Origin of the sequence: Pantoea sp. UBA5923 (genome assembly GCF_002431095.1) — a bacterium.
GTDB classification, from domain to species: Bacteria; Pseudomonadota; Gammaproteobacteria; order Enterobacterales; family Enterobacteriaceae; genus Pantoea; species Pantoea piersonii.
This window is the reverse complement of record NZ_DJDN01000026.1, coordinates 1-12,461: the sequence shown is the minus strand read 5'-3', so window position 1 is coordinate 12,461 and position 12,461 is coordinate 1. Positions and strand designations below refer to the sequence as shown.

At 57.1% G+C, this 12,461-nt stretch carries 10 protein-coding genes; all 10 read right to left on the bottom strand.

Going from position 1 to position 12,461, the window contains the following annotated elements:
- Positions 1 to 1,415: Orn/Lys/Arg decarboxylase N-terminal domain-containing protein (locus tag B3797_RS06185; RefSeq protein WP_311790647.1), on the bottom strand; the 1,415-nt coding region annotated here is incomplete at its 3' end.
- Positions 1,416 to 1,562: 147 nt separating this feature from the next.
- Positions 1,563 to 2,519 (bottom strand): acetyl-CoA carboxylase carboxyl transferase subunit alpha, encoded by a 957-nt coding sequence (gene accA / locus B3797_RS06180; RefSeq protein ID WP_033749600.1) that lies wholly within the window; start codon positions 2,517 to 2,519, stop codon positions 1,563 to 1,565.
- A gap of 12 nt (positions 2,520 to 2,531) precedes the next feature.
- Positions 2,532 to 6,014 (bottom strand): DNA polymerase III subunit alpha, encoded by a 3,483-nt coding sequence (dnaE, locus tag B3797_RS06175; RefSeq protein ID WP_311783035.1) that lies wholly within the window; start codon positions 6,012 to 6,014, stop codon positions 2,532 to 2,534.
- 31 nt (positions 6,015 to 6,045) lie between these two features.
- Complete coding sequence (rnhB, locus tag B3797_RS06170; RefSeq protein WP_311783036.1) at positions 6,046 to 6,672, bottom strand: ribonuclease HII; 627 nt, start codon at positions 6,670 to 6,672, stop codon at positions 6,046 to 6,048.
- Positions 6,665 to 7,813, bottom strand: coding sequence for a lipid-A-disaccharide synthase (gene lpxB / locus B3797_RS06165; protein WP_311783037.1), 1,149 nt, complete (start codon positions 7,811 to 7,813; stop codon positions 6,665 to 6,667). The genes rnhB and lpxB overlap by 8 nt, the downstream gene beginning before the upstream one ends.
- Positions 7,814 to 7,816: 3 nt before the next feature.
- Entirely contained in the window at positions 7,817 to 8,605 is a 789-nt protein-coding gene (gene lpxA, locus B3797_RS06160; protein ID WP_120455850.1) for an acyl-ACP--UDP-N-acetylglucosamine O-acyltransferase, read from the bottom strand.
- A 3-nt stretch (positions 8,606 to 8,608) separates the two neighbouring features.
- Entirely contained in the window at positions 8,609 to 9,064 is a 456-nt protein-coding gene (fabZ, locus tag B3797_RS06155; protein WP_013507953.1) for a 3-hydroxyacyl-ACP dehydratase FabZ, read from the bottom strand.
- 150 nt (positions 9,065 to 9,214) lie between these two features.
- Positions 9,215 to 10,240, bottom strand: coding sequence for a UDP-3-O-(3-hydroxymyristoyl)glucosamine N-acyltransferase (gene lpxD, locus B3797_RS06150; protein ID WP_120455848.1), 1,026 nt, complete (start codon positions 10,238 to 10,240; stop codon positions 9,215 to 9,217).
- Positions 10,241 to 10,243: 3 nt separating this feature from the next.
- On the bottom strand, positions 10,244 to 10,741 hold the full coding sequence (skp, locus tag B3797_RS06145; RefSeq protein WP_311783038.1) for a molecular chaperone Skp: 498 nt from the start codon (positions 10,739 to 10,741) through the stop codon (positions 10,244 to 10,246).
- A gap of 113 nt (positions 10,742 to 10,854) precedes the next feature.
- Positions 10,855 to 12,461, bottom strand: a 1,607-nt coding sequence (gene bamA / locus B3797_RS06140; protein WP_311790646.1) for an outer membrane protein assembly factor BamA, incomplete at its 5' end; no start/stop codon positions are given.

The following is a 12,461-nucleotide window of genomic DNA, read 5'->3' as shown; positions in this document are numbered from 1 at the left end:
TCGCCCGGCTGGATCGGCCAGCACTCCGCTTCGTCCACATGCGCCGGCTGCCAGATATCGAAGAACCAGCTGTCGGACTCCTCCCGTAGGCGCTGGATCTCCCGGCGAAAATGCAGCGCGCGCTCGACCGAGCGGTTGATCAGCCGCTTGCCTGGATTGCCACGCAGCATCGCCGCCGCTGTTTCAATAGACGATACAATCGCATAGTTGGGCGAAGTGGTGGTGTGCATCATGTAGGCTTCATTAAAGGTATGCTCGTCGTAGTCACCTTTAATATGGATCAGCGACGCCTGCGAGAAGGCCGCCAGCAGCTTGTGCGTCGACTGGGTTTCATAAATCACCTTACCGGGCGTGCGCTCGCCGCTCATACCGCTTTTCCCCTCATAGATGGGGTGAAAATTGGTATAGGGCACCCAGGCGGAATCAAAATGGATCGACGGCACCTCCAGCGTCTGCTTGATGTACTGGGTGTTATAAAGCAGGCCATCGTAGGTGGAGTTGGTGATCACGGCGTGCACCGGCCAGCTGGCGCGCGCGGTATTCGCGACCTTCTGCTCAATGCTGGCACGGGTAAACTCTCGTTTGGGGATACCGCCGAGAATGCCCAGCGCGTTACGCGTCGGCTTCAGCCAGATGGGCACCAGATCGCTCATCATCAGCAAATGGGTCAGCGACTTATGGCAGTTGCGGTCGATTAATACCGTACTGCCCGTCGGCGCCGCATACATGCCGACGATTTTATTCGAGGTTGAGGTGCCGTTAGTCACCATATAGCTCTGTTCGGCACCGAAGGTTCTGGCGACATACTCCTCCGCCTCCAGATGCGGACCGGTATGATCGAGCAGCGAGCCCAGCTCCGTTACCGAGATAGAAATATCCGCCTTTAGCGTGTTCGCGCCGAAGAAGTCGTAGAAGAGACTGCCGACCGGGCTTTTTTGAAAGGCGGTGCCGCCCATATGGCCGGGCGTACAGAAGGTGTACTTACCCTCTTTCACATAGGTAAACAGCGCTTTGGTCAGCGGCGGCGTAATATGGTCGATGTAGTCGTCGGTGTACTGGCGAATATGCAGCGCGATATCGTCCGCGGCGCTCAGCGCGTATTCAAAGAAATGAAGCGCCATGCGCATCTCATTGATGCTGACATCCATCTGCGAATGGGTGTTGATAAAGGCGTAGAGCGGCAGGTATTCATTAAGCTGGTTGATATCCGCACAGAGCGCCGGGCTGTTATGCGCGTCCCAGTCAAAGATAACGCCGCAGATGCGCGGGTTGTGCTCTATCAGCTTCAGCAGGTCGTCGATACTGGTTGGATAAATAAGCTGAAAGCCCTGCTGCGTCAGCGCCGCTGTCAGTTCGCGCAGCGGCTCGTCTTTATAAAACATGCCGTGTGAACCCATCATCGCCAGAATATTCAATGCGCACCTCCCTTTTAATGTGGCATGGCTAATCATAGCGAAGGATAGCGGCGGCGAGCTGTCGGAATGCTCTCCTCTGTTGACGGCTGGCAAAATAAAGGCATAAAAAAAGCGGACCGGAGTCCGCTTTCTCAAAGGTTTGCGCTGTTAAGCGTAGCCGTAGCTCATCAGACGCTGATAGCGACGGTCGAGCAGCTCTTCGGTGCTCAGCGTGTCGAGATCGGCGAGATCGGCCAGCAGCTGGTTTTTCAGCGACAGCGCCATATCCACCGGCTGACGATGCGCGCCGCCCAGCGGTTCAGGGATGATTGAGTCAATCAGCTTCAGCTCTTTCAGACGGTTAGCCGTGATGCCCATCGCTTCTGCCGCCAGCGGGGCTTTATCCGCGCTTTTCCACAGAATTGAGGCACAGCCTTCCGGCGAGATCACCGAATAGGTGCTGTACTGAAGCATATTCACTTTGTCGCCAACGCCGATCGCCAGCGCGCCACCGGAGCCGCCTTCGCCAATCACGGTGCAGATAACCGGAATTTTCAGACCAGACATTTCGCGCAGATTGCGGGCGATCGCTTCTGACTGGCCACGCTCTTCCGCGCCAACGCCCGGATAGGCACCCGGCGTGTCGATAAAGGTGATCAGCGGCATTTTGAAGCGCTCGGCCATCTCCATCAGACGCAGCGCTTTACGGTAGCCTTCCGGCGCCGGCATACCGAAGTTGCGGCGGATTTTCTCTTTGGTTTCGCGACCTTTTTGATGACCAATGATCATTACCGGGCGGCCGTCGAGACGGGCGATACCGCCGACAATGGCTTTGTCGTCGGCATAGGCGCGATCGCCAGCCAGCTCGTCAAAGTCGTCAAAAGCGTTGCGAACATAGTCCAGCGTATAAGGACGCAGCGGATGACGCGCCAGCTGCGCGACCTGCCATGCGCCTAAATCGGCGAAGATTTTGCGGGTCAGCTCAACGCTTTTTTCGCGCAGACGCTGCACCTCTTCATCCAGATTAATGTGTTTATCATCCTGACGACCAATCGACGTAAGCGAATCAATTTTCGCTTCAAGTTCAGCGATCGGCTGTTCAAAATCCAGGTAATTAAGACTCATAATGTTCCTGTTTTAGTCAAACTCCAGTTCAACCTGCTCCGACCCTATCAACGAACGTAATTCGTTGAGCAGGCGATCGCTGGGCGAAATACGCCACGCTGCACCAAAGCGTAGCTTCGCTCGCGCGTCGGCTCTCTGATAGTAGAGATTCACCGGAATCGTCCCTGAGCGATGGGGCTCAAGAGACTGGCGGAGCCGGTTTAATAGCTGGTCATCAATTTGCCTGTCCGTCAGCGAGATAGCAAGTCCGCGCGCGTATTTTTCGCGCGCTTCGTCAATGTCCATGACTTCACGGGCGGTCATTTTAAGGCCGCCGCTGAAGTCATCAAAGCTGACCTGTCCGCTGACGATCAGGATACGGTCTTTCTCCAGCAGCTGCTGGTATTTGTCTAACGCATCGGTAAATAACATCACCTCCAGACGCCCGGAGCGGTCGTCCAGAGTACAGATACCAATTCGGTTGCCGCGCTTGGTCACCATCACGCGGGCCGCCACCACCAGACCGGCAGCAACGGTAATTTTACCACGCTCGGTAGGATGCATGTCCTTCAGGCGCATGCCGCCCACATAGCGCTCGATCTCTTTCAGGTACTGATTAATCGGATGGCCGGTGAGATAGAGTCCGAGCGTTTCGCGCTCGCCGTCAAGCTGCACCTGCTCTGGCCAGGGCGTTACGCTGGCGTAGGATTTTTCAACCTGCTCCGGCTCTTCCGCCAGCACGCCGAACATATCGGCCTGGCCTATCGCCTCCGCTTTGGCGTGCTGATCCGCCGCTTTCAGCGCGTCGCCGAGCGAACTCATCAGCGCCGCGCGGTGCGGGCCAAGACGATCGAAGGCGCCGGACATGATCAGCTTCTCCATCACGCGACGGTTGATCTTTTTGGTATCGGTGCGCGCGCAGAGATCGAACAGCTCGCGGAAATAGCCATCCTGGTTGCGCGCCTCAAGGATCGCTTCGATCGGGCCTTCGCCGACGCCTTTGATCGCGCCGATACCGTAAACGATCTCGCCGTCGTCGTTGACGTGGAACTGATAGAGCCCGGAGTTGATATCAGGCGGCAGTACCTTCAGGCCCATACGCCAGCACTCATCCACCAGGCCGACCACCTTCTCGGTGTTGTCCATATCGGCGGTCATCACCGCCGCCATAAACTCAGCCGGATAGTGCGCCTTCAGCCACAGCGTCTGGTAAGAGACCAGCGCATAGGCGGCCGAGTGCGATTTGTTAAAGCCATAACCGGCGAATTTCTCCACCAGGTCAAAAATCTTCATCGACAGTTCGCCGTCGATGCCCATGCGCTCCGCGCCCTCTTTAAACACCGAGCGCTGCTTGGCCATCTCTTCCGGCTTCTTTTTACCCATTGCGCGGCGCAGCATATCCGCACCGCCCAGGGTATAGCCGGAGAGCACCTGGGCGATCTGCATGACCTGTTCCTGATAAAGGATAATGCCGTAGGTAGGCTCAAGCACCGGCTTCAGGCTTTCATGCTGCCACTGGATATCGGGATAGGAGATCGCTTCGCGTCCGTGTTTACGGTCGATAAAGTTATCCACCATGCCCGACTGCAGCGGGCCGGGACGGAACAGCGCCACCAGCGCGATCATATCTTCAAAGCAGTCCGGCTTCAGACGCTTGATAAGATCTTTCATGCCGCGCGATTCAAGCTGGAACACCGCCGTGGTTTCCGCGCGCTGCAGCATATCGAAGCTTTTTTTATCATCCAGCGGAATCGCGGCGATATCGATCGGCGGCAGGCCCTGCTTCTCCCGGCGCGGATTGATCATCTTCAGCGCCCAGTCGATGATGGTGAGCGTACGCAGTCCCAGGAAGTCGAACTTCACCAGACCGGCGTACTCTACGTCATTTTTATCGAACTGCGTGACCGGATGATTGCCGTTTTCGTCACAGTAGAGCGGCGCGAAGTCGGTGATCTGCGTCGGGGCGATCACCACGCCGCCGGCATGCTTACCGGCGTTACGCGTTACGCCTTCCAGCTTGCGCGCCATATCGATCAGCGCTTTGACCTCTTCGTCCGCGTCGTACATTTCCGGCAGCTGCGGTTCGACAGCGAACGCTTTTTCCAGCGTCATGCCGGGATCGGGCGGGATCAGCTTAGAGATGCGATCGACAAAGCCGTAGGGATGACCCAGCACGCGGCCAACGTCGCGGATAACCGCTTTCGCCGCCATGGTGCCGAAGGTAATGATCTGCGATACCGCCTCACGTCCGTACATTTCGGCGACGTGATCGATGACCTGGTCGCGCTTTTCCATACAGAAGTCGACGTCGAAGTCAGGCATCGAGACGCGTTCCGGGTTAAGGAAACGTTCGAACAGCAGGTCAAACTCCAGCGGATCGAGATCGGTGATTTTCAGCGCGTAGGCAACCAGCGAACCGGCGCCGGAGCCGCGTCCTGGCCCTACCGGAATGCCGTTATCTTTCGACCACTGGATAAACTCCATCACGATCAGGAAGTAGCCGGGGAAGCCCATCTGGTTGATAACGTTAAGCTCGATCTCCAGACGCTCATCATATTCAGGGCGCTTCTGCGCGCGCACTTCCGGATCGGGAAAGAGGAACTCAAGGCGCTCTTCCAGACCTTCACGCGACTTCATTACCAGAAAATCTTCGGTGGTCATGTCGCCGGTCGGGAACTGCGGCAGGAAATATTCGCCGAGGCGTACCGTGACGTTGCAGCGCTTAGCAATCTCTACGCTGTTTTCCAGCGCTTCCGGGATGTCCGAGAAAAGCTCGCACATCTCCTCTTCGCTGCGCATATATTGCTGAGGACTGTAGTTGCGCGGGCGCTTGGGATCGTCCAGCGTATAGCCGTCGTGGATCGCCACGCGGATTTCATGCGCGTCGAAATCCTCTTCATTAAGGAAGCAGACTTCGTTGGTGGCGACCACCGGTACGCCCTCGGCGATGGCGAGCTCAACCGCGGCATGGAGATAACTCTCCTCGTCGGCGCGGCCGGTACGCACCAGCTCAAGGTAGTAGCGATCGGGAAAGTGCGTCTGATAAAAGCTCAGGCACTGCGCAACCAGCGCGCTGTTGCCGCGCAGCAGGCTGCGGCCCACATCGCCGCAGCGTCCGCCGGAGAGCAGAATTAACCCTTCACCCAGCTCCGCCAGCCAGTCGCGGTCGATAACCGGACCGGCGATGCCGTAGCCGCGCTGATACGCGCGGGAGATAAGCAGCGTCAGGTTCTGATAGCCGGTATTGTTCGCGGCCAGCACCGTCAGCTGCGTCAGCTCGTCACCCATCAGCTCGCTGGCGACCTTAAAGTCCGCGCCGATAATCGGTTTGATCCCCGCGCCGTGTGCGCTGCCATAGAAACGCACCAGCCCGCAAAGGTTGGTAAAGTCCGTGATAGCGAGAGCGGGCATGCCCAGCGCAGCCGCCTTTTTGACCAGCGGCCCGGTTTTCGCCAGGCCATCGATCATCGAGTAGTCACTGTGGACATGCAGATGTATAAAACGGGGTTCAGCCATATCAGTTTCCGGTTAAAACAGCGTCAGGCTATTAAAGCGTAGCTGGCTGGCCTGCGGCCAGAACTTCAGCGTCTATCAGGGCGTTGCGCACCGGCGCAAAGCTGCGGCGATGGTGCGGCGTCGCGCCGTGTTGCGTCAGTTTTTCCATATGCAGCGCGGTAGGATAGCCTTTGTGCTGCGCAAAGCCATACTCAGGAAAGAGCCGATCCAGCTCAGCCATTTCGCGATCGCGCGACACTTTAGCGATAATCGACGCCGCGCTGATTTCAGCCACCAGGCTGTCGCCTTTCACCACCGCCTGCGACGGCATCGGCAGCGCGGGAGTGCGGTTGCCGTCTACCAGTACGAAATCAGGCGTTATCGTCAGCCCCGCCACCGCGCGCTGCATCGCCAGCATGGTGGCGTGCAGGATATTGAGCTGGTCGATCTCTTCCGGCTCGGCGCGGCCTAAGCTCCACGCCAGCGCTTTTTCTTTAATCTCGTCGAATAACGCGAGGCGGCGTTTTTCAGAGAGTTTTTTTGAGTCGGCCAGACCCTGAATCGGATTGGCCGGATCGAGAATAACCGCCGCCGTGACGACCGCGCCGACCAGCGGACCGCGGCCCACTTCGTCAACGCCCGCAATCAGGCGGGCATTGGGATAGATAAAATCAGCCATTGGCGATCTCCAGTACGGCGTCCGCTGCCTGTTCATCTGCGTTCCAGCGAATCTGCTGATGCAGCTCGCTAAAGGTCGCGAGCAGCGCATCGCGTTGCGGACCGGCGTGCAGCAGCGGTTCCAGCGCCGCCGCCAGCGCGTGCGGTTCGCACTCCTCCTGCAGCAGCTCTTTCACCAGTTCGCGTCCCGCCAGCAAGTTAGGCAGCGAGACGTATGGCGTCTTCACCAACCGCTTCGCCAGCCAGAAGGTCGAAGGCTTCATACGATAGCCGACTACCATCGGACATTTTGCCAGCATACACTCCAGCGCGGCGGTGCCGGATGCAAGAATCGCGGCGTCGCTCGCAATCATCGCTTCGCGACCCTGACCATCCAGCAGATGCATCGGCAATTCAGGGGCGATCTCGGCTTTGATCTGTTCGAACTGCGCACGACGTTTGGCGTTGACCAGCGGCACGACGATCTCCAGCGCCGGATAGCGCACGCGCAGCAGCTGCGCCGCGCGTAAAAAATCGGCGCTGAGCATCTCTACTTCCGCATGACGGCTGCCGGGCAGCAGCGCCAGGCAGAGCGCCTCGTCGCTAATACCCAGCGTACGGCGTGCGGCCGGTTTGTCCGGCTGCAGCGGCATCGCATCCGCCATGGTGTGGCCGATAAAGCGACACGGCACGTTAAAACGATCGTAGAAGGCTTTTTCAAACGGCAGAAACGCGAGCACCAGATTAGTGTTGCGGCCGATTTTAAACACGCGCTTTTGCCGCCAAGCCCAGACCGACGGGCTGACGTAGTGAATGGTGCGGATGCCGTTGCGCTTCAGCCGCCCTTCCAGCGTGATATTGAAATCGGGCGCATCGATACCGACGAATACATCCGGCTTCAGTTCGGTAAAGCGCTGCGTCAGATCCCGGCCAATCTTCATCAGGCGCGGCAGGCGACCCAGCACTTCCACTATGCCCATCACCGCCAGTTCTTCCATCTCATACCAGGTTTCGCAGCCTTCAGCCTGCATGCGCGGGCCTGCCACACCAACGAAACGGGCATCAGGATGACGCGCTTTCAGCGCGCGGATAAGACCGGCACCAAGAATATCGCCGGAGGTTTCTCCGGCGACCAGGGCTATCGTAAGGGGACGCACTGACATGAATTAACGAATCAACCCACGCGTAGAACGAGCAAAGAAGTCGTAGAAGGGCTGCACTTCGCTATGCTGCTTCGCCAGCGCTTCAATTTCCGGCTTGGCTTCGTCCAGCGTTTTGTTGCTGCGGTAGAGCAGTTTATAGGCGTTGCGAATGGCGTGCAGCGCCTCTTTGCTGAAGCCACGACGCTTCAGACCTTCAATATTGATGCCGAACGGCGTCGCGTGGTTGCCCTGCGCGATAACGTAGGGCGGCACATCCTGCGCGACGCCTGAACAACCGCCGACCATCACGTGCGCGCCGATAGTGCACCACTGATGCACCGCCGTCATGCCGCCGATAATCGCGAAGTCGTCCACGGTAACGTGGCCGCCCAGCGTGGCGTTGTTGGCGAAAATGCAGCGGTTGCCGATCACGCAGTCATGCGCAATGTGCGCATTCACCATCAGCAGGTTATCGCTGCCGATGGTGGTGACGCCGCCGCCCTGCACGGTGCCGCGATGAATGGTCACGCTTTCGCGGATGCGATTGCGATCGCCCACTTCAACGCGGGTCGGCTCGCCAGCGTATTTAAGATCCTGATTCACTTCGCCGATAGAGGCGAACTGATAGATCTGGTTATCTTTCCCGATACGCGTATGGCCATTAATGACCACGTGCGACTTCAGGACCGTACCTTCACCGATCTCCACATGCGCGCCGATAAAGCAGAACGGGCCGATGTGAACGTTGGGACCGATAACGGCCCCTTCTTCGATGACGGAACTGGCATGGATGGTGGCGGTTGGATCAATCACAGATTATGCCTCCCGGCTACGGGCACACATCATGGTCGCTTCACAGACAATCTTGCCGTCAACGGTAGCAACGCCTTTAAAGCGCGTCAAACCGCGGCGGGTTTTCTCGAAAGTCACTTCCATGATCATTTGATCGCCCGGTACGACCGGACGTTTGAAACGGGCTTCGTCGATGCCGGCGAAATAGTAGAGCTCGCCTGGCTCCAGTTTACCAACGCTTTTGAACGCCAGAATACCGGTAGCCTGCGCCATCGCTTCGAGGATCAGAACGCCAGGGAAAATCGGTTTACCAGGGAAATGCCCCTGGAAAAACGGTTCATTAACAGAGACGTTCTTAACGGCGCGCAGATACTTGTGCTCTTCAAACTCCAGCACGCGATCAACAAGCAGAAACGGGTAGCGGTGCGGCAGCAGCTCTAAAATTTCTTCAATTTTCAGAGTATGAGTTTCAGTAGTCAAAATACTCTTCCTGTCCTAAAAATCTGATGACATCAATAACACGGCCTGCACGGATCAAAACGATCCTCCGCAGGCCGAAATCGGTTCAATGGCGCCTGGCTTACCTGCTTAACATTTTTATTAGCAAGCCGGTCGCATGTGGGATGGCGTTTAGTCGTCTTTGCCGACCTTCCGCTCGATGGCTTTTAAGCGCTTGCTCATGTCATCGATGTTCATCACCAGCGCTGCAGTTTTGCGCCAGGTTTTATTGGGTTGTAGCGGAATGCCCGACGAGTATACCCCAGGCTCTGTGATAGGACGCATAACCATGCCCATACCGGTCACGGTCACCTTGTCACAGATTTCCATATGGCCGTTAATGACGCTGGCGCCGCCAATCATACAGTAACGTCCAATTTTCAAACTACCCGCCATGATCACACCACCCGCAACCGCGGTATTGTCGCCAATAACCACGTTGTGTGCGATCTGACACTGGTTGTCTATGATAACACCATTGCCGATCAGAGTGTTATCCAGCGCGCCACGATCGATAGTGGTACAGGCACCGATTTCTACTCGATCGCCGATAATTACAGCGCCAAGCTGCGGGATTTTCACCCAATTACCGCGATCGTTGGCGTAGCCGAAACCATCTGCACCGATAACGGTGCCGGACTGAATCAGACAATCCTGACCGATTTCGATTTCATGGTAGACCGTCACGTTAGCCCAGAGACGGCTATTGTTGCCGATGCGCGTCTTTTTACCGACGAAGCAGCCTGCGCCGATCACCACGTTGTCGCCCAGCACTACGTCGGATTCGATTACCGCGTTAGCGCCGACAGAGACGTTTTGCCCCAGCTTCGCGCTGGGATCGATTACCGCGCTGGGCGCGATATTTTGTGCAGGCTGCGGCGTAGTATCCAGCAGCTGAGCCATGCGTGCATAGGTCAGATAGGGATTTTTCACCACCAGCGCGGCCGTGTGACACCACTCCAGATCCGCTTCCGTCAGCACCACGGCCGATGCCTGACACTGGACGAGTTGCTCGCGGTAGCGGCTGTTGCTAAGAAATGTGATTTGGCCGGTTTGGGCGGATTGCATAGAAGCAATGCCGGAGATGGCGATATCGCCATCTCCGTGCAATTCTGCATCCAACTGCTGGGCTAAATCAGCCAGTCGAATTGATGACATCGATTATTTAACCTGTTTCAGCACGTCAGCAGTAATGTCTTTCGCGTTTGACGCGTAAGCCACAGCGTTGGCGTCGATCACCACGTCATAACCTTCGTCGCTTGCCACTTTCTTCACGGCGTCCTGAATACGGCTCAGCAGTTTGTTACGCTCTTCCATCTGACGACGGCGGTTATCCTGCTCAAAAGCCTGGGCTTTAGAAGAGAAAGCTTCGCGCTGCGCCATAACGTCTTTTTCCATGCGGCTACGATCGCTGGCCTTCATGGTTGAACCGTCGCGCTGCAGGCGCTGCATTTTAGTCTGCAGGTCGCGTTCCTGGCTCTGCAGCTCGGTTGCGCGGCCTTTGAACTCGTTTTCCAGCTGTTTAGCAACGGTCGCACGTTGCGGTAACTGTTGGAAAATGCTGGACACGTTTACCACTGCGATTTTGTCAGCAGCCTGAGCGCCTGCGGAAACAGCTAAAGCAAGACCCAGTCCTGCGGCACACAACAACTTTTTCACTATAAACTCCTTACCATCAACGTTTGTGTCAGCGACACAGTGTTTGCTCCGAACCGCTATAGAGACCGCGGTTCGGTAGCAAGACTTCAGCTTATGCTTCCTTGCTCAGAACCTTACCAGGTTTTACCAATGTTAAACTGGAACTGTTCTGATTTGTCCCCTTCCACTTTTTTGACCGGCTGCGCATAAGAGAAGACCAGCGGCCCCAGCGGGGACATCCACTGCAGCGCAATACCGCTCGAAACGCGGATATTGTTTGGATCGCTATAGTCCGGGATGCCGGCGGCGCGGGTTTCATCCGTATTCTGCCACTTGGTATCCCAGACGGTACCCGCATCCACGAACAGCGAGGTACGTACTGAGTTTGCGTATTTCTCGCTCAGGAACGGCGTCGGGGTAATCAGCTCCAGGCTGGCCACCGCCATCGCGTTGCCGCCTACTGCGTCGCTCGACTTACAGATGCCGTTCGGATCGGTCAGCGTACAGGTTGACGAGCCGTCGTTCAGGTAAGCCGCTTTCGGACCGATGGTATTGGAGCGGAAACCACGTACGGTGCTGGAGCCGCCCGCATAGAAGTTCTCGTAGAACGGCATCTCTTTGCCGCCCAGACCATCGCCGTAACCGACGCGGCCGCGTCCTAACAGCACCCAGGTACGATCGCGGTTAAGCGGCACATACTGTTGGGTATCCAGCGTCGCTTTATAGAAGCTGTTGTCGGAGCCCGGAATAGTGACTTTACCGTTCAGGTTGGTACGGTTACCCGCGGTCGGGAAGAAGCCACGATCCAGGGTATTATAGGTCCAGCCGTAGTTGAAGGTGAAGTCATCCGCAGAGAAGTCGCCCTTGTCATTAAGCTCCTGCGGCTTACCGACAGAGTCGAGATAGCGCCACATCGCCACCTGCGGTTGCATGTTGGAGAGGTCGTTGTGCACATAGCCCAGACCAACGCGCAGCGTGTTGTTTTCATTGACCGGGAAGCCCAGGGTGCCGTCTACGCCATAACTTTTGTTGGTGTAGTCCGACAGATCCGCATCGTCCGCTTTAAAGTCGTTATAGAAGACGCGACCGCCCAGGCTCACGCCGTCTACCGTAAAGTACGGATCGGTCAGCGAGAATTCCGCGTAGGTCTGGTAGTCATTCTTGGTGCCGCTGATGCTTACCGTGTTGCCGGTGCCCAGCCAGTTATCCTGGGTTACGCCGACCTGGAAGCTGACGCCGCTTTCAGTGCCGTAGCCGACGCCGAAGTTAAAGGTGCCGGTGTTGCGCTCTTTCACCTTGTAGACCACGTCTACCTGGTCCGGCACGCCCGGTACGCGCTGCGTATCGACATCGACCGTTTCAAAGTAGCCGGTGCGGTTCAGACGCTCTTTGCCCTGCTCAACCAGATCGCTGCCCAGCCAGGCGCCTTCCATCTGACGCATTTCACGACGCAGCACCGCATCTTTCGAGGTGTCATTGCCCTCGAAGCGCACTTTACGCACGTAGTAACGGTTGCCGGCGTCCACGCTGATATGCAGCTTCACCGTTTTATCGGCGTCGTTGATTTCAGGCTGCGTCATCACGCGCGGATAGGCATAGCCATAACGGCCCAGCAGCTTCTTGATGTCATCTTCCATCTGGGTGACTTTGGTGCCGTTATACAGCTCGCCCGATGGAATTTGTGTCAGGTGTTCGATCTCTGCCGAGTGGCCCGCCATGCTGCCGTTGACGATCACGCCGG

Coding starts and splice junctions, on each gene's coding strand:
- lpxB (WP_311783037.1), bottom strand. CDS start 7,813: ATGTCAGTGCGTCCCCTTACGATAGCCCTGGTCGCCGGAGAAACCTCC.
- dnaE (WP_311783035.1), bottom strand. CDS start 6,014: ATGGCTGAACCCCGTTTTATACATCTGCATGTCCACAGTGACTACTCG.
- rnhB (WP_311783036.1), bottom strand. CDS start 6,672: ATGGCTGATTTTATCTATCCCAATGCCCGCCTGATTGCGGGCGTTGAC.
- accA (WP_033749600.1), bottom strand. CDS start 2,519: ATGAGTCTTAATTACCTGGATTTTGAACAGCCGATCGCTGAACTTGAA.
- lpxD (WP_120455848.1), bottom strand. CDS start 10,240: ATGTCATCAATTCGACTGGCTGATTTAGCCCAGCAGTTGGATGCAGAA.